The organism is Brachybacterium sp. SW0106-09, assembly GCF_001293905.1.
GTDB classification, from domain to species: domain Bacteria; phylum Actinomycetota; class Actinomycetes; order Actinomycetales; family Dermabacteraceae; genus Brachybacterium; species Brachybacterium conglomeratum.
In genome coordinates, this window is the sequence record NZ_BCAK01000005.1 from 121,600 (window position 1) to 139,574 (window position 17,975).

Sequence of the window (17,975 nt, forward strand, 5' to 3'; positions counted from 1 at the left end):
GCCCGTGTCCATCATCTCTCTGCACTCCGTCCTGCGTGCTTCGTCGACCCGCCGACGCGGCGCCGTCGGCGAGGGCGCGCTCTCCGCCGAAGCGGCGCAGGGCTCGCTCTACGGCCGCGACCTCCTCCTCGCACCGCCGCTGCTCATCGGCGTGGACGCGGTGATGTGGTTCGTCGGCCTGTGGGCCGCCTCCGCCCTGCGGCTGGAGACTCTCTCCTTCTCCTTCGGCCTCTCCCTCGACGGGACCGGCACGCCGGTGCTCGGCCTGCTCGTGCTCACCGCGATCGCCGTGACCGTCTACACGCTCCTCGCCCGCGCCGTGCGCCTGCACCAGGGCCGCCACCTCGTGGGCAGCTTCGACGAGATGGCGCCGCTGGCCGGAGTCGTGCTCGCCACCGCGTTCGTGATCACCGCCGCCAACGCGCTGTGGCCGGCGCAGCTGCTGCCGAGGACCGCCACGGTCATCGCCGCGCCGCTGGTGATCCTCGCCGTCGCGGCCGCGCGCTACCTGGTGCGCCTGGCCGCCCTGCGCGCCCTGCGCACCCGGCGCGAGACCGAGCCCTCCCGCGCGCTGATCGTCGGCGCCGGTGACGTCGGCCGCGCACTGGCCGACTCGATGATGCGCGACCCCTCCTCGACGTGGGAGCCCGTCGGCTTCCTCGACGACGACCTGCGCAAGCGCCACCTCCGCCACGCCGGGGTGAGCGTCGCCGGCACCACCGACCAGCTGCGACCCGCCCTCGAGCGCACCGGCGCGGACGTCCTCGTCATCGCGACCACCCACATCTCCGCCGACACGATCGGCACCCTCACCGTCGCCGCCACCGAGCTCGAGCTGCCGGTGAGGATCGTCCCGCCGCTCGGCGAGATGATCGACGGGGTCCACCACGCCGACCTGCGCGAGATCCAGCCCGCCGACCTCCTCGGCCGCCGCCCCGTCACCACCGACCTCTCCACCATCTCCGAGATGCTGCACGGGAAGACCGTGCTGGTCACCGGGGCCGGCGGCTCCATCGGCTCCGAGCTGTGCCGCCAGATCGCCGACTTCGACCCCGCCGAGCTGGTGATGCTCGACCGCGACGAGTCGGCCCTGCACGCGCTGCTGCTGAGCATGAGCGTCACCGCCGACCTCGGCAACGACAACATGGAGCTCGCCGACATCCGCGACGCCGAGCGCCTCGACGCCGTTTTCAGCCGCCACAAGCCCGACGTCGTCTTCCACGCCGCCGCGCTCAAGCACGTCAACATGCTCGAGAAGTCGCCCGACGAGGCCTTCAAGACCAACGTGCTCGGCACCCACAACGTGCTCGAGGCCGCGCACCGCCACGGCGTGGAGCACTTCGTGAACATCTCCACCGACAAGGCGGCCGACCCGCACAACGTGCTCGGCTACTCCAAGCGCATCGCCGAGGGGCTCACCGCCCACAAGGGCCGCACCGCCGGCCACGGCACCTGGCTCAGCGTCCGCTTCGGCAACGTGCTCGCCACCCGCGGCTCCGTGATCCACACCTTCATCGCCCAGATCGAGCGCGGCGGCCCCGTCACCGTCACCGATCCCGATGTCACCCGCTACTTCATGACGGTCTCCGAGGCCGTGCAGCTGGTGCTCCAGGCCGCGGTGGTCGGGGAGAGCGGCAAGGCCCTCGTGCTCGACATGGGAGAGCCCGTCCCGATCGTGCAGCTCGCCCAGCAGCTCATCGACGCCTCCCGCAAGGACGTGGAGATCGTCTTCTCCGGCCTGCGCCCCGGCGAGAAGCTCCACGAGGACCTCTTCGCCCCCGGCGAGGACTCCGTGGTCACCTCCCATTCGCTGATCCGGGGGGTGCCGGTCGTGCCGGTCTCCTCCGACGAGCTGCCCGAGCTCCGCTCGCTGCGCAGCGACGCCCAGGTCCTCGACGTCCTGACCACCGTGTGCGAGGCGATGGAGGCCACCCGGCCCGCCGCCGCCCGCGCCCCGATCGCAGTGGGGTTCTGAACCATGGCACGCATCATCATGTCCGGTCCCGACGTCACCGTGCTCGAGCGCGCGGCCGTCGCCGACGCCTTCGACTCCGGGTGGATCGCACCCCTCGGCCCCGCCGTCGACGCCTTCGAGACCTCGATCGCGCAGCGGATCGGCAGGCGCCACGCCGTCGCCCTCGCCTCCGGCACCAGCGCCCTCCACCTGGGACTGCTGGCCTGGGGCGTCGGCCCCGGCGATGTGGTCCCCACCTCGACGATGACCTTCGCCGCGACCGCGAACGCGATCAGCTACACCGGCGCGACCCCGTACTTCGTCGACTCCGACCCGGCGACCGGGCAGATGGACCCGGGCCTGCTCGCCCAGGTCCTCGAGGAGCTGGCCGAGGAGGGCGTCTCCGTCCCCGCCGTCGTGCCCGTGGACCTCCTGGGCCGCAGCGCGGATCACTCCCGCATCGTCGAGATCGCCCACCGCGCCGGCGCGAAGGTGCTGGTGGACTCGGCCGAGTCGCTCGGCGCCCACCACGCCGGGCTGCCCGCCGGCAAGCACGGCGACGCCGCGATCTTCTCCTTCAACGGCAACAAGATCATGACCACCTCCGGCGGCGGCATGTACCTCACCGATGACGAGGACGCCGCCTGCCGCGTGCGCCATCTCGCCACCCAGGCACGGGAGCCCGCGGTCCACTACGAGCACCGCGACATCGGGTACAACTACCGCCTCTCGAACCTGCTGGCCGCGATGGGCAACGCCCAGCTGCGCCGGCTGGACGAGATGATCGCCCGCCGCCGCGCCCGCCGCGAGGCCTACGCCCGGATCGTCCAGGACGTGCCCGGCGTGGAGGTCTTCCAGCGCGACGGCGACGAGCACGACAACTGCTGGCTCACCGCGCTGGTCGTCGACCCGGAGATCGCCGGCTTCGACGCCGCCTCCCTCAGCGCCGCCCTCACCGCGGCCGGGATCGAGAGCCGCCCGCTGTGGAAGCCGATGCACCTCCAGCCCGTCTTCGCCGGGATCCCCGCCGCGGTCAACGGCGCCTCCGAGCACCTGTTCCGCACGGGCCTGACCCTGCCCAGCGGCTCCGCGCTCACGGAGGCGGAGTGCGAGACCATCGACGCGACGCTCCGCGCCGCCCTCGGCCGACGCGCGGTGGCCACGCCGCTGACGGAGGCCGCGACATGACGCTTCCCGGCGCACCGGGGCGAGGGCGGCGGGCCCGCGCGATCGTGGGCCCGATCCAGCACCTCGACCCGATCCGTCTCTCCCCGGGCCAGCAGAGCTATCTGCGCCGGCGCCGACGGGCCGACGCGGTCCTCGCCGGGATCGGGCTCGCGGTGACCGCCCTGCCCATGCTGGCGGTCTCCGCCGGCGTGATGGCGACGATGGGCAGGCCGGTCCTGTTCACCCAGGAGCGCGTCACCCAGGACGGGCGGATCTTCCGACTGCGGAAGTTCCGCTCGATGCGCGCCGTCGCCCCCGACGGCTCCGACGACGACGCCGCGCGCCTGGTCCCCTTCGGGAGGCTGCTGCGCGAGACCAGCCTGGACGAGCTGCCGAGCCTGTGGAACGTGCTGCGCGGCGACATGAGCCTGGTCGGTCCGCGCCCGCTGACCACCGACTACATCGGCCGCTTCAGCGCCGAGCAGTTCGCCCGGCACACCGTCCCCGCAGGCCTCACCGGGTACTCGCAGGTGCACGGCCGCAACTCCCTGGCCTGGGACGACAGGCTCACCATGGACCAGGAGTACGTGCGACGCCTCGGCCTCGACCTGGACCTGCGGATCCTGATCGACACCGTCACCGCGGTGCTGCGCCGCGACGGCGTGACCGACGAGGGCGGGGTGTCCATGTCGGACTTCCCCGGCCCCCAGTCCACGACCGACCTCGAGCTTCACGGCCCCGAGGACGACGGCACCTGGGTCTGCCGTGACCGTGAGGAGCGCATCGTCCTCGAGGGCACCGTCACGCTCGTGGAGCCGGGACTCGTCGAGCTGACGCTCCGTCTCGGCCCAGGCGCGGAGGGGGCCGCGGACACCCTCCTGGACGAGGCGCTGCTGCTGCTGGCCAGCCGGCTGCGCGTCGTGCACGCGGCCGAATGGGCCGTCCTCGCCCCCGGCGAGGAGCCCGGCCCGGAGCTCGCCTCCTCGCTCGCCCGCAGCGGCTACGCCGCCCCCGGCGCCGCCGTCCGTCACCTCACCGCCGATCTGCCGCCCACCACCGTCCCGGGCGGCACGCCCGCCCTGATCGCCTTCCTCGGCCTGCCCGAGGAGGGCTTCGCACGCCCCCTTCAGCTGGTGAGAGATTCTGAGGAGAGGACTCCATGAGCATCCCGTCGATCAGCCCGGCGGGTGCGCACCGCGCCCACGGCGCCGACGCCGCATCCCGGCAGCAGGGGACCCTCCCGGCCCCGCAGGACGTCTCCTTCGCCGTGCTCGACGGCGCCGACCCCGAGGAGCGCCGCCGCTGGGCGGAGGCCTGGCAGCGCGCCGGCCAGCGGGACCTGTTCACCCATCCCGACTTCGTCGAGGCCGAGGCGCGGGACGGCGAGCAGCCGATGTGCGCCGTGATGGCCTTCCCGGACGGCACCGAGATCTACTACGCCTTCATCGTCCGCCCCATCACCCACGACGCGGCCGGGAACGTGCTGGACGAGGAACTGCGCGACCTGTACACCCCGCTCGTCTACGGCGGGCCGCTCTCCGTCGCCACCCCGGCGCAGGTCGACGAGTTCTGGGCAGCGATGCGCGAATGGGCGCACGAGCAGCGGATCGTCAGCGAGATCATCCGCTTCACCCCCGTCGAGCGCCACCGCCTGCCCTATCCCGGCACCCTGCGCGAGCAGGCCCCGCACATCGTCGTGGACCTCGACGGGTTCAGCGAGGAGGACGTCGTCGCGGCGCTCCGCAAGAGCGTCCGACGCAGCTACCGCAAGGCGCTCGAGGGCGGGATGACCCTGCGCGTGGTGCGGGACGAGTCCGGCATCGAGGACTTCCTGCCGATCCACGCCGAGACCATGCACCGCCGCGAGGCCCAGCAGAGGTTCCACGTCGGCGAGGACTTCCTGCGCATGATCCATCGCGCCGTCCCCGGCCAGGTCGCGTACGTCTTCGCCGACGAGGACGGGGTCCCGCTGTCGGCGGAGATGGTGATCCTGCGCGACGACTCCAGCGTCGCGTACATCGCCGGGACCCTCACCGAGGCCCTCCGCGGGAACGCGACCACCCTGGCCGCCGTCGGCGCGCTGCTCGTCGCGCGCGAGGCCGGCAGTCGCGAGCACGTCCTGACCGGCGGGATCGCCAACACAGCCGATGACAGCCTCCTGCACTTCAAGCGCGGTTTCACCCGCGACGGCGACCGTGCCTACTTCACCGGCGAGCAGGTCTTCCTGCCCGAGGTCTACGAGCGGCTCTGCGCCCCCGCCCAGGAGCGCCGCGCCGAGAGCACCTTCTTCCCCTCCTACCGTTCCGCACCGCCCCGGACCGACGGCCCTGCGGGCCCCGGGCCGAGCGGGGAATCACCTGGAGATCGAGAGGACGACCGACGATGAGCAGCGCAGTGCATGCCGACACCGGACGGCGCGAGGACACGCATGCGGGCTATGACGTCCGCACCGAGTACACCGTCAGGAGGATCGACGAGCGCACCTTCTCCGCGCACCTGCATCGCTCCTCCACCGGCAATTTCCCGCAGACCCCGCACTGGGTCCGCGCGCGGGGGGCCGACTGGGACTCGGAGCTGCTGGGCGTCTTCGACCGCGAGGGGGAGCTCGTCGGGATCGCCGCCGTGCGCCTGCGCGGGCTGCCCGTGGGGCCGTGGAAGCTCGCCTACATCAACCAGGGTCCCGTCATGGACTGGGAGGACGGCGACGTCCCCGGGGTCCTCGGGGCGCTGAGCGCGCACCTGCGCGACGCCAAGGCGTTCGCCATCCGGATCGTTCCCCCGCTCACCGTCCACCGCTGGGACTCCGAGCCCATCCGGGCCGCGATCCAGGACGAGGCATACCGGGCGCTGTCCCAGCTCCCGCCCGACGAGATCGACGAGACGGGCCGGCGCACCATGATCACCCTCGACCAGCTCGGCTGGATCCGCCAGGACCAGGAGAAGGTCGAGGACGCCCAGTCGGTCTACAACGTCTGGATCCCCCTCGAAGGGGTGGAGGAATCGGAGATCCGGGGCCTGGCCAGCGGCTCGTTCCGCCGCAACGTCCGCGGCGGCGAGCGCAAGGGCGTCGAGATCGTCGAGGCCGCCCGGGCGGACCTGCCCGAGGTGAAGCGGCTCTACGACGAGACCTCCGCCAAGCACGGCTTCGCGACGTTCTCCCTCGAGTTCCTCGAGTCGATGTGGGACTCCTTCACGGACGGGTTCCCCGGGAAGTTCCACGTCCTGCTCGCCGTGCACGAGGGGGACGTCCTCTCCGTGATGGGCACCGTGCAGACGGGCCGACGGGCACAGGCGGTGCTGATCGCCAACAGCGACGAGAAGCGGCAGCTCAAGGCCTCCAACCTGGCCTACGACGCGGCGTTCCACCGGGCGCACGCCGACGGCGCCGTGCTCTACGACCTCGGCGGGGTGGGAGGCTCGCTCGACGCGGAGACCGCCGATGCCGGTCTGCTGCGCTACAAGGCCTCGGCCGGCGGCGTGACCTACGAGTACCTCGGCACCTGGGACCTGCCGCTGAACCCCGTGCTGTACCGGGCGTTCGCGACCCTGCTGCCCCTGTACGGCCGGCTGCGCACCTGGAGGTCGGAGCGGTGACGCTGAGCGACGCGCGGGACCGGACCAGGCGCCCGCGCGGCTCGGCCGGACGCAGGCGCGACCTCGCCCCGCATCCCCGCACCACGGTGCGCGGCATCGACGAGGACGCCTATTGGGAGTACCTGGGCTCGTCCGCCCACGCCGGCTACCAGCAGAGCCCGCAGTGGGGGAGGGCCCGCAGCGGGGACTGGGACCCGGAGCTCGTGGGCTGGTACGACCTCGACGACCGCTTGGTCGGGGTGGCGCTGCTGCGCAGCCGCTCCCTGCCCGTGGTCCATCGCCGCTTCGCGATGATGGCGCAGGGACCGGTGATCGACTGGGAGCACGGCGACCTGCCGGATCTCCTCGCCGCCCTCGAGGCGTACGCGAGAGGGCGCGGGATCTTCGCGCTCGTCGTCGTGCCCTCCCTGGCCCTGCGGGCCTGGGGGCCGACCGCGGTCAAGGCCGCCCTCGCCGATCCCGAGGTGACGAAGTGGTCCCAGGTGACCTCCGATCGCGAGGACCTCGTCGGCCATCGGGCCGTCCAGGCCCTCGCCGCCGCGGGATGGCACCGCCTGCCGCAGGACGGGATGCTCGACGCCAGCCAGCCGCTGTTCACCTTCTGGATCCCGCTGGGCGGGCGCACGGAGGAGGAGGTGCTGGCCGGGATGACCCGCGCCTGGCGGAAGAACATCCGCAAGGCCGAGCGGGAGGGCGTGGTGGTCATCGACGGGACGCGCGAGGACCTCCCCACGGTCCAGCGCCTCTATGCGGAGACCGCCGCACGGCAGGGGTTCTCGGCGCAGCCGCTGGAGTACTTCGAGTCGATGTGGGACGCGCTGGCCGGGGACCAGCCCGGCACCTTCCACCTCCACCTCGCCCTCCACGAGGGGGACGTCCTGGCCGCCAACGGCACCGCCCGCGCGGGAGGCCACGCCCAGGGCGTCTTCGCCGCGCGCGGCGACCTGCGGAGACAGCTCAAGGCGGCGAACGCGCTCTACGCCGAGATCATCCACGGCGCGATCGCGGAGGGCGCCGACCAGCTCGACATCGGCGGCGTCGCGGAGACGCTCGAGGCCGACGGCCCCGAGGCCGGGCTGCTCGTCTTCAAGGCGGACATGGGCGGAGAGGTGCGCGAGGGCATCGGCGGCTGGGAGCTGGTCCTCTCGCCGCTGCTCCACGCAGGCTTCACGCGGCTGCTCCCGCTCTACGGACGCATCCGGCACCTCGCCGACGCCGGGCTGCGGCGTCCGATGCGGTGCTCGAGGTCGTGAGGCGCTTCCGCCTGTCGGCGCCATCACCTAGAGTAGGATCCACCCCAATGGGACAAAACGGACATTGCGGCACCTGGTGCCGAGGCGGTCGCCCTGCGCCCCGCCGGCGTCCCTCGTGACAAGGAGGCCCGTCGTGACGGGAAGTGCAGATCTCGGAACCGCCCCGGCTCCCGAGCGGCGTGCGGACGTCGCAGCGCCCGTCGTCGGGCTGCTGACGTCCATCGGGGGGACGCTCGACGCCTTCTTCCTCGAGATCACCGAGCGGTGGCGCGAGCAGGGAGCCGTGGTCGAGAGCGCCGCCGGGTCCCTCGCCGAGACCTTCGCGGAGGCGACGGTCCTGCCGTCGATCACCCGCAGGCCCTCCCCGCGCAATTGGCGCGCCCGGGCGGAGCTGCGCGAGTGGGTGCGCGGCAGGGGCATCGACGTGGTCATCACCAACACCGCGACCGCCTCCATGCTCGTGCGCGCCGCCGGGGTGGGTGTGCCGGTCGTCTACTTCTGCCACGGCCTGCACTGGAACGGCGACCGCCTCGCCGACCTGCCCTTCCGAGCGATCGAGCGCGCGCTCGTGCACCGCACCGACGGGATCGTCTGCATCAACTCCGCCGACCAGGACTGGTTCGACCGGCACGCGACCCGCATCCCGCGCCTGCGCCTCCTGGGCGGCGTCGGCCTGGACACCGAGCGCTTCGTGCGCCGTGCCCCGATGCCCTGGCGCGAGGGGGAGGAGCCGCTGCGCCTGGTGTGGTGCGGGGAGTTCTCGGAGCGGAAGAACCCCGCCGCCGCCGTCCGGCTCGCGCACGTGCTGCGCGACCGCGGCGTGGACGTCGTCCTGGACATGCTCGGCGAGGGCGAGCTCTTCGACGACCCGAGCTCCCGCAGCGACGTCGAGGGGCTCGTGATCCGCCACGGCGTCGCCGACCCGGTCCCGCACTTCGAGCGCTCCCACGTGCTCGTGCAGACCTCCCGCTGGGAGGGCCTGCCGCGCGTGGGCCTCGAGGCGATCGCGATCGGCCTGCCCGTCGTCGGCTTCGACGTCAAGGGCGTGCGCGACCTGCCCGCCGTGCAGCTCGCCCCCGAGGACGACGTCGAGGCGCTCGCCGACCGCGTGCTCGGCGCCGCCCGCGGCGAGGGCCCCGCCCTGCCGGAGGCGTCCACCCTCTCCTACGTCCATGCCGCGGACACCCTGCTGGAGTTCGCGCGCTCGACGATCAGCGGCGAGTACCCGCACGGGACGAGGTACGCGCTGTGAGCCATCCGCCCGCCGCACGGGGAGCCGCGGGCCTCGGGAACGGGGGAGGGACCCGATGACGCCGTACTTCATCCTGCTCGTGGTCGTGACGGCGCTCGCCGCGCTCAGCTTCCGGGTCGCCCTGAAGAACCCGCGCGAGACGTCCTCGACGGAGGCGGCCGACGCCCCGGCCCGGACGGGCGGCATGAGGACCCCCGGCATGAGGACAGCCGGCGCGAGGGCGACGGGGACGAAGAGCCTCTCCGCGTCCCGCTACCGTCCCCGCTCCGGCGGCCTCGGCCTTGCGACGAGGACGGCGAGCTCGACCAGGTACCGCGCCCGGTCCGCCGGCGCGATCGTCACCGAGGAGGAGACCGCCCGGGCCGCACGGCGATGGACGGTCTTCGACGCCGCGGCCGTCACCGTGCTCATCGCGTTCTCCGGACTCCGCTACGACGTGGGCACCGACTACCCGACCTACGAGCTGGTCTTCAACAGCATGAACCCCGACGACTGGGCGAGCGACTTCGCCGAGTCCACGCAGGAGGTCGGGTACACGCTCCTGATGCTGGTGATCAAGACGTTCACGGAGGACCCGAAGGCGCTGTTCTGGGTCGCGGCGGTCCTGACCGTGCTGCCCGTCTATCTCGGGATCAAGCGGTTGTCCATGGATCCGGGCTTCGCCGTCGCGCTCTTCGTCGCCTTCGAGTACACCTCGTCCTTCAACGCGCTGCGCCAGTACATCGCCGTCGCGCTCCTCTTCCTCGCCTGGACCTACCTGGGCAGGAAGAACGTCGTGTTCTGGTTGCTCGCGATCATCGCCCTCAGCTTCCACATGACGGCGATCCTCGCGATCGTCGTGATGCTGGTGGTGCGCCGCTGGCGGCCCACCGTCCAGACCACGCTGTTCTTCCTCGGAGGCGCGCTGGTGGCCGCGGCAGGCGTGCGGGCCGCGCCCTTCCTCGTCTCCTTCCTCGAGGTGCTCAACCCGCGCTACGGGGACTACCTCGACTCGGGGCAGACGGGCATCGGCTCGTACCTGTCGATCTTCGCCTACCTGGCGCTGATGATCCTGGTCGTGTTCGTCGGCAGTCGGAAGGCGCCGCTGACCCGCCTGGAGTCGCAGCTCGCCGTGCTGGTCCTCGCCGGCGTGGCCCTGATGATCGTGGGGACCCAGGCGATCGTGCTCAGCCGACTGTCGGGCTACTTCGGGATCTTCGCGATCCTGCTCGTGCCCAACCGCATCGCGAAGATGCAGGACCGCACGCTGATCACCCTGCTGGTCCTCCTGGCCGCGGTCGCCTACTACGCCCTGGGTGTCCAGAACTACGGCGAGGTCATCCCGTACCGCACCTACCTCGGGCAGTGACGGGCGCCGGCCCCGAGAGGGGCGACGGGCGCTGCCGACGAGCAGCGACGGGGCGCCGCTGCCGACGGACCGACGGACCGAGCGGCAGCCTGACGGGCCGGCGGCGGGACGGAGCAGCGGCTCCACGTGCCGACGGACTGACGAGGGGGCGTGCGCCTGAACGGCGCACGCCCCCTCGTCCCCTCGCCCACCGGGCGCAGAGCGACGCTGCTCTCAGCTCGGCAGGGGCTCCTCGAGGCTTCGACCGATCGCACGGGCCGATGTGTCCACCGCCGCGGCGATCATGCCGAAGCTCTTCACGTATCCCGCCGGCGGGCCGCCGTAGGGATCGGCGATGTCCATCTCCGCCCGGGACGCGTTCGCGAGCCGTCGGAGAGGGGCGCAGGCGCGCACCAGATCGGCGAGCGAGTCGTGGACCTCGTCGTCGCCGAGCAGCTCGGTGATCCGCGCGAACTCGAGCAGGGTGAAGGTGCGTCGCACGGCGCGCGGCGAGAGCGCGGTGACGGAAGCACGCTGCCTCGTGCTCATCGTGAGGATGAGATCCGCGGACTCGACCGCCTCGAGGGTGAGCTGCGTGCCCGGGCCGCGCAGCTCCTCGCCGGTGGACTCCAGCACCGTGCTGATCGCCTCCGGGACCGGACGGCGCCCCACCACGGCGTGCGTTCCTGCGCTGCTGACGGCGATGCGCCGAGGAGCCAGGCGATGGCGCAGCAGCCCCTCGCCCACGGGGGAGCGGCAGATGTTCCCCGTGCAGACGACGAGGATCGAATCGATCGAATCGGTCGTCATGCGGACCTGGCCCCCTGTCGACCTGCGCCGCCGGAGACGGTCAGGGCGGGGCCGCCGGCCGGGACGTCGGCCTCGTGGGTGCCACCGGAGGAGCGATCGGAGCCGGACTGCCGGGAGTCGTCGGGGCGCGTGGCCTCGGGACGGCGCACCGCACGGCGCCGCGGCGCGGCGGGGCGGCCGCCGTGCATGGCGGTCGGGCGTGCGGCCCGGGCGGCCGGCAGGGCCTCCGGACGGTCGCCGGTGGCCTCCTCGGCCTCCAGCGCCTCCTCGTGCCGGTGCTCGGAAGATGCCGACCCCGAGGGTCGGGCGTCCTCGGGCCACGCCTCCGCGGGACGATCCTCGGCGGGCACCACGCTCACCGCGGGCTCGGAGGACTCCTCGTCGGGGAGGTAGGTGTAGACGTCGCGGACGTCCCGCGGCGCGTTGTTCACGACCACGCCGAGCACTCGGGCGTCGACGGAGTCCATCTTCGCGAGCGCCTCGCCGAACTGCTGCTTCTTGACCCGGTCGCACTGCGCGACGACCAGCGATCCGTCGACGAAGCGGGAGAGCGCCACGGCATCGGTGACGGCGAGCAGGGGAGCGGTGTCGACCACCACGTAGTCGTACGCCTCGGACGCCGCCTCCAGCAGCGAGCGCATCGCCTCGCTGCCCAGCAGCTCGCTGGGGTTCGGGGGAATGGGGCCCGAGGTGAGGACGTCCAGCCCCGCCGTCTCCAGCGGCTGGGTCACGTCGTCGAGCTCGACATCGCCGATCAGCACGGTGGTGAGGCCGACGGTCCGCTCGAGGCCGAGCTCCGTGGCGAGGGAGGGGCGGCGCAGGTCGGCGTCGACCAGGAGCACGCGGTCCCCGGCCTGGGCGAGCACCTGGGCGAGGTTGATCGCGGTGCTCGACTTCCCCTCGCCGGAGAGCGAGGAGGTCACCAGGAGGGTCTTCATCCTGTCGGCGATGAGCATGAAGTGGAGATTGGTGCGCAGCTCGCGATAGGCCTCCGCCTGCACGCTGCTGGGCTTCTGCGCGGCGATCAGCGCGACGTTCTGCGAGGAGTGCACCGAGGGGATCGATCCGATCACCGGAAGGTCGTACAGGGCCTCGATGTCGGCAGGGCGCCGCACCCGGTTGTCCAGGAAGTCCCGCACCACGGCCGCCGCCAGTCCGGCGAGCAGCGCGAGCAGCACGCCGAGCGCGAGATCGCGGGGGATGTTCGGCGACGCGGGGGAGCTCGGCGTCGCGGCGGAGGAGATCACGGTGAGCTCGACGGTCGAGGGGACGGCCTCGAGCCCGTCCTCGGTGGTCCCCGTCGCGGCCGCCTCCTGCGTCGGCGCCTCGAGGGTCGAGACCTGCGTGCGCAGGCTCTCCGAGGTGGCGTTCGCGATGGCCGAGGCGACCTGCGGGTCCACCGAGGAGGCCGTGATGTCGATGATCAGCGTGTCCTCGGGGATCCGGGTGCTGATGCGATCGGCGAGCTGCTCGGCGGTGAGGTCCAGCCCGAGCTCCTCGATCACCGGGTCGAGCACGATCGGCGTCTTCGCGAGATCGGCGTAGGTGATGATCTGCTGGCTGGCGAAGTTCACGCCGCTGCTGCGCTCGGAGACCGAGCCGCCCGCCTCCGTCTGCACGAACACCCGGTTCGTGGCGGTGTAGGTCGGGGTGCGCGTGAGCGTCAGCGTGCTGACGACCGCCAGCACGATCACGGCCGCGATGGCGACTGTGCTCCACCGCTCCTTCAGGATCGTCAGATACTGCTGCAGCTCCACGGGAGTCCCCTCGTCCGAATCGATGTGCTCGGGTGGCTGGGGTGCTCACTGACGCAACCGGCTCGGCTCGCCTCTCGGTGGAGCCCCTCGCCTCGAGACGAATCTACCCCAGAATGCCCCGGTATGGGTAGGTTCGTCCTGAATGTCCGATTCAGGACGACCGAGGGCGGCGAGGGCCGGCGACGCGGCCGGGGAGGTCCCGCACGGCGCGGAGCACCAGGCGCCGCGCGATCCGGGCGACCATGATCGCCTCCGCGGCGAGGAACTGCGGCAGGGAGAGCACGCCGTCGCGCCGCAGCAGCAGGAAGGTGCGCTGCTCGCCGGCGATCATCTTCCAGATCCTGCTGGACAGGCCGCTGGTGCCGAAGGGGTCCTTGTGGAAGTACGCCAGCGGAACGGGCACCGAGAGGACGTCGCCGAGGGCGGCGACCCGGATCCACAGCTCGTAGTCCTCGGCGTAGAACCGCCCGGGCGTGAAGCGCACCGGGAGGTCGCGGCGCAGGAGCACGGAGGAGGTGGTGTGCGGATTGCTGACGATGTGATGCCCCATGCCCAGACGCACCGGCGCCGGCACGCGCGTCGGCAGCGGGGCGGGGGAGGGGTCGTCCTCGGAGAGCACCAGGGAATGCGTGCTGGCCATCAGTGTGGCGGGCGTGAGCGCGCGCGCCTGCAGCTCGAGGCGTCGCGGATGCCAGGAGTCGTCGCTGTCCAGGAAGGCGATCCAGTCGCCCTCTGCCTCCTCCCAGCCGCGGTTCCGCGCCGCTGCGGGACCCTGGTTCCGCTCCTGCTCCAGCACCCGCACCCGGAACGGGAACGTCTCCTCCTCCAGGCCGCGCAGCATCTCGCGCTCCTCGGGTGCCGAGCAGTCGTCGACGACGACCACCTCGAGCGGGAGCAGCGTCTGCGCCGCGATCGACTCCAGGGCGCGCCCGATCGTGTCGGTGCTGTTGAAGTGCGGGATCACCACGCTCACGGAGAGCTCGGGGCCGGGCGGCTCCTCGCCCTGTCGCCGGGTCTCGGGGTGCGGATCAGTGAGGGACATCGGAGACCACCCTTCGCGGGGTCAGCAGGAGTCGCGCCGTGACGAAGCGGACGAGATAGGCGCCGGTCATGGAGAGGATCCCCACCAGGACCCACTGCGTGGTGCCGATCATCGTGGCGAGCGCGAGCGGGAGGGCCGCGCCCACCAGGGTCGCGATCGTGGTGAGGAGCTGGCTGCGGTACCAGTTCAGGACCAGCAGCACGGTGGAGTTGAGGTAGCCGAGGATGCACAGCGCCGCGGTCACCCCGAAGGCGAGCAGCTCCAGCGGGCTCGCCCCGAAGGCGTCGCCGTAGACCAGGCGCAGGAACGGGTCGCCGAGGAGCACGACGGCCACGACTACGGGGACGGCGACCGCGCCCAGGAGCAGGGTGTGGCGCCCCATCGAGCGCAGCAGCGCGGCGGCCCCCTCGTCGGCGAGCCGGCGGCGGTAGGTGGTGATCAGGATCGTCTGCGCGCTGGCGCCGAGCAGGTTCGCGGCGACGATCAGATAGGCGGCGGCCGTGAAGCGGCCGACCTCCGGCGCGCTCGTGTGCGCCCCGAGGAACCACACCGGGATCGAGGCGACCAGGCTCATCAGCCCGGTCGAGGCCGTGATGGGCAGAGCGGCGGCCAGCAGGCGGCGCACCCCGATCTCCTCCTCGGCCTCGAGCGAGGCCCGGCTCGGGCGCGAGAGGGCGAGGGCGACCAGGCCCATCGTCAGCGAGACGCCGCCCACGCACGCCAGCAGCACCCCGGTGGGCGCCGACAGCCAGGCGGCGACGGAGATCGCGGCGACAGTGGCGACCGCGCCGACGCTGGTGAGCGCGCCGAGCGCCGTGAAGCGCCCCTGGCGCTGGAGGCGGGCGAGGGCCAGCTCGGACAGGCCGTCCGCCACCTTCATCACCGCCATGCCGAGGAAGATCCCCCAGTAGGGCGCCGCGATCAGGCAGTACACCGCCAGGAGCGCGAAGGCGAGGGCGAGCCCGCCCACCCGCCAGCGCAGGAACGTCCCCCAGCGCGGGGAGCCGGCCAGGGAGACGTAGACGTTGCGCAGCCCCAGCCCCAGGAAGATGAACAGCGGGGTGGCGCCGGCCAGGACCACGGAGTACTCGCCGAGGCCCGCGGCGCCGTAGGTCGCCGCGATCAACCAGACGATGAACCAGTGGGAGACCCCGCTGCCGATCGTCCCGCCCAGGACGAGCAGGAAGCTCCCGGCGCGGGCGAAAAGGCCGGGTGAGCGGCCGGGCGGGGCCTCGGCGGGGGCGGTGCGCGTCTCAGGCATGGGCCATCTGCCCCAGGTAGATGCGCTCAGCGTGGCGGATGTACTCCTCCGGGGCCCGCACCGGGGACCGCTCGGGGGAGAGCGCCGCCTCGAGCGCCTCGGAGAGGTCCGGCGCGTCCACCGGGACGCAGACGGCCGCATCGCCGGAGACGTCCTCGACGAACGCGCGGCACTTGGCGTGGTGGTCGAGCATCAGGAACCTCCCGCCGGAGAGATAGGCGACGATCGCCCCGTGCAGGCGCTGGCTCAGCACCAGGGAGGCCGAGCCGAGCACCGCCAGGGTGCCCTCGAGGCCGATCTCGAGGAAGCTGCTCGTCGTGCACTCGACGCCCTGATCGCGCAGCGCCGCGGCGAGCGCGCGGACCAGCTGCTCGTCCCCGTTGCGGGGGTGGCCGTTCAGCGCCAGGATCCGCACCGGAGCGGGCAGCCCGCGCAGCCGCATGGCGCGGCGCGCCTGGAGCACCTGCTCGGCGAGCAGCTCCACGTCGGCGTCGGCGGCCGCGGAGGGGCACACCACCAGCCCGGAGCGCTCGTCGTCGGCCGCCCGGGTGATCAGCGGGCTGAGCGCGGCGAGGTCCCCGCCCTGCTCGATGCCCGCCGGCGGGCCGGCGACCGGCTCGGGCAGGAGGGGGAGGTCCTCCTGGAGGAGGGTCCAGGAGTCGTCCCGGACCACGATCCGCTCGAACTCGCCGAGGTACTGCCTCACGTCCTGCCGCGCCTGCTCGTCGGCGAACGGGCCCACCGAGACGCCGAGCGCCTGCACACGGGCGGGGCGGAGCCGTCGGCGCAGCGCGTCGACCCCGGACACGTCGGTGAACACGGAGCCGCCGCAGTACGCGAGCACGTCCGCGCGGCGCAGGATCCGCAGGGAGTGTGCGGCGCGGACGAGCGCGCCCAGGGGGCCCGCGGTCGCATGGCGGCCGAGGTCCCTGCTGGTCAGGGCCAGGATCTCGGAGGAGCCCGGCCACAGCTCCTCCCGACGCCGACGGACGGTGTCGAGGAACAGCTGGTCACCGAAGTTCCCCCAGCCGAAATAGCCGACGACGGCGATGGTCTTCACGCTTCACTCCTTGTGGTGGAGGCATTCCGGGCGCTCCCGGAGCTCGTGCCCTGCAGGTCGGTCCCCAGCGGGACGGTGCGTCGGCGCCGCCCGGTGCGGGGCCCCGCACCGGCCGCCACGGCGTGTTCGGGGACGGCGGCGGCCGCCTGCGGGGGCAGCTCGTAGTAGGTCTCCAGGTCGCCGCGCTGGACGCGGTTCAGGACGATCCCCAGAGCGTCCGCGTCGACGAGCTGAAGCTTCCGCAGGGCCATCGAGAGCTGGACGCTGCAAACCCTGCCGCTGCCGGCGACCAGGAGCGTCCCGGACACCTGCTGGGCGAGGGTCGTGCTGTCGCTGAGCGCGAGGACGGGCGGGGCGTCGATCAGCACGATGTCGTAGCGGTCCGCGGCGTCGCGCAGCAGCGTCGTCATCCGGAAGCTGTCCAGGAGCGCGCCGGGGTTCTGCGGGCGGGGGCCGCCGGCGAGGACGGAGAGGCTCTCGAGCGCCGTGGGCTGGACGAGCGCCGTCCAGGCCGCCCCGCCCCGCAGCGCGGTGCTGAGCCCGTCGCGATGGCCGAGCCCGAGGCCGTGGTCCGTCCACGTGCCGCGCAGGTCCGCATCGATCAGCAGGGTCCGGTGCCCCTCGCGGGCGAGGGTGGAGGCGAGGTCGAGCGCGGTGCTGGTCGCGCCCTCGCCGCGCACCGCGGAGGTCACCAGCAGGGTGCGCAGCTCGGTGCCGAGCCCCAGGTGGCGCAGCGTCGTGCGCAGCCCGCGGAGCGCCTCCGCGCGTCGGCCCTGCGGGGCGACGTCCTCCAGCGGCAGGAACGGCGGCTCCCCGGCGCGGGCCTCGGGGATCGAGGCGAGCAGCGGGCGCTCGGTGAGCGCGGTGAGGTCCTGGGCGTCCCGCACCCGGTCGTCGAAGGTGCCGCGTACGAGCGCCGCCGCGATCCCGGCCGCGATCGCGGCGAGCAGGGCGAGGCCGAGCAGGAGCGGCAGGTCGGGGCGTGCGGGGTGCTCCGGAGGGAGCGCCGGCGCGACGGTCGTCAGGTGGATCGGGGAGGGCCCCGAGGCGGACTCGAGCCCGGACACCTCGGTCCTCAGGCTCGCCGCGACGAGGTTCGCGATGCGCGCCGCCTGCTCCGGGTCCGTGTCCTCCGCCGAGATGGTGAGCAGGAGGGAGTCCTCGGGGATCTGGACCGTGAGCACGGAGGCGAGCGAGTCCGCGTCGGTCTGCAGATCGAGGGACTCGATGACGGGGTCGAGCACGAGCGGGGAGGTGGCGAGATCGGCGTAGGTGGTGATCCGCTGCACCGCGTAGTCGGAGGCCTCCGTGCGGTCGAACACGTCGCCGGACGCCCCGGTGCGCACGAACACGCTCGAGGAGGCCTGGTAGACAGGGGCCTGGACCCAGATGGCCGCGGCGGCGGCCGCGAGCACGAGCAGCGAGGTCAGCAGCGCGGTGCGCCATCTCTCCTGCACGAGCGCGAAGCAGCGCTGAATCGTCATGGGTCTCCCCGCTC

14 protein-coding genes are annotated in these 17,975 nt (G+C 72.8%); 8 read left to right on the forward strand and 6 right to left on the reverse strand.

The features are described from left to right. Nucleotides 1-4 precede the first annotated feature (4 nt). The 8 genes from Y09_RS04015 (at nt 5) to Y09_RS04050 (ending at nt 10,568) form a co-directional block, all read left to right on the forward strand. Entirely contained in the window at nt 5-1,975 is a 1,971-nt protein-coding gene (locus Y09_RS04015) for a nucleoside-diphosphate sugar epimerase/dehydratase (RefSeq protein ID WP_053916351.1), read from the forward strand. Between the two features lie 3 nt (nt 1,976-1,978). Then, nucleotides 1,979-3,142 carry a DegT/DnrJ/EryC1/StrS aminotransferase family protein gene (locus Y09_RS04020; protein WP_053916352.1) on the forward strand — a complete coding sequence of 388 codons (1,164 nt, stop codon included), beginning with the start codon at nt 1,979-1,981 and terminating at the stop codon, nt 3,140-3,142. Further along, nucleotides 3,139-4,284 carry a sugar transferase gene (locus Y09_RS17630; protein WP_200716753.1) on the forward strand — a complete coding sequence of 382 codons (1,146 nt, stop codon included), beginning with the start codon at nt 3,139-3,141 and terminating at the stop codon, nt 4,282-4,284. Before Y09_RS04020 ends, Y09_RS17630 begins: the two co-directional genes overlap by 4 nt. Beyond that, nucleotides 4,281-5,507 carry a GNAT family N-acetyltransferase gene (locus Y09_RS04030; protein WP_053916353.1) on the forward strand — a complete coding sequence of 409 codons (1,227 nt, stop codon included), beginning with the start codon at nt 4,281-4,283 and terminating at the stop codon, nt 5,505-5,507. Before Y09_RS17630 ends, Y09_RS04030 begins: the two co-directional genes overlap by 4 nt. Continuing rightward, the gene (locus Y09_RS04035) at nt 5,504-6,715 is read left to right on the forward strand and encodes a peptidoglycan bridge formation glycyltransferase FemA/FemB family protein (protein ID WP_053916354.1); all 1,212 of its coding nucleotides are present in this window, start codon (nt 5,504-5,506) and stop codon (nt 6,713-6,715) included. The genes Y09_RS04030 and Y09_RS04035 overlap by 4 nt, the downstream gene beginning before the upstream one ends. Beyond that, nucleotides 6,712-7,968, forward strand: coding sequence for a peptidoglycan bridge formation glycyltransferase FemA/FemB family protein (locus Y09_RS04040; RefSeq protein ID WP_053916355.1), 1,257 nt, complete (start codon nt 6,712-6,714; stop codon nt 7,966-7,968). Before Y09_RS04035 ends, Y09_RS04040 begins: the two co-directional genes overlap by 4 nt. 133 nt (nt 7,969-8,101) lie before the next feature. Then, nucleotides 8,102-9,220, forward strand: a complete 1,119-nt coding sequence (locus Y09_RS04045; RefSeq protein WP_053916356.1) for a glycosyltransferase — start codon at nt 8,102-8,104, stop codon at nt 9,218-9,220. Between the two features lie 55 nt (nt 9,221-9,275). Then, complete coding sequence (locus tag Y09_RS04050) at nt 9,276-10,568, forward strand: EpsG family protein (RefSeq protein WP_053916357.1); 1,293 nt, start codon at nt 9,276-9,278, stop codon at nt 10,566-10,568. A 213-nt stretch (nt 10,569-10,781) separates the two neighbouring features. Here the strand turns inward: Y09_RS04050 and Y09_RS04055 are convergent, their stop codons facing one another. The 6 genes from Y09_RS04055 to Y09_RS04080 form a co-directional block, all read right to left on the reverse strand. Further along, nucleotides 10,782-11,357, reverse strand: a complete 576-nt coding sequence (locus Y09_RS04055; RefSeq protein ID WP_053916358.1) for a hypothetical protein — start codon at nt 11,355-11,357, stop codon at nt 10,782-10,784. Further along, nucleotides 11,354-13,114, reverse strand: a complete 1,761-nt coding sequence (locus Y09_RS04060; RefSeq protein WP_053916359.1) for a polysaccharide biosynthesis tyrosine autokinase — start codon at nt 13,112-13,114, stop codon at nt 11,354-11,356. The genes Y09_RS04055 and Y09_RS04060 overlap by 4 nt, the downstream gene beginning before the upstream one ends. Before the next feature lie 151 nt (nt 13,115-13,265). Then, nucleotides 13,266-14,156: a glycosyltransferase family 2 protein gene (locus tag Y09_RS04065; protein WP_053916360.1), complete on the reverse strand. Its 891-nt coding sequence runs from the start codon at nt 14,154-14,156 to the stop codon at nt 13,266-13,268. Then, nucleotides 14,143-15,417 (reverse strand): lipopolysaccharide biosynthesis protein, encoded by a 1,275-nt coding sequence (locus tag Y09_RS04070; RefSeq protein ID WP_053916361.1) that lies wholly within the window; start codon nt 15,415-15,417, stop codon nt 14,143-14,145. Before Y09_RS04070 ends, Y09_RS04065 begins: the two co-directional genes overlap by 14 nt. Next, nucleotides 15,410-16,477 carry a polysaccharide pyruvyl transferase family protein gene (locus Y09_RS04075; RefSeq protein ID WP_053916362.1) on the reverse strand — a complete coding sequence of 356 codons (1,068 nt, stop codon included), beginning with the start codon at nt 16,475-16,477 and terminating at the stop codon, nt 15,410-15,412. Before Y09_RS04075 ends, Y09_RS04070 begins: the two co-directional genes overlap by 8 nt. Beyond that, complete coding sequence (locus Y09_RS04080) at nt 16,474-17,961, reverse strand: polysaccharide biosynthesis tyrosine autokinase (protein ID WP_053916363.1); 1,488 nt, start codon at nt 17,959-17,961, stop codon at nt 16,474-16,476. The genes Y09_RS04075 and Y09_RS04080 overlap by 4 nt, the downstream gene beginning before the upstream one ends. Nucleotides 17,962-17,975 lie beyond the last annotated feature (14 nt).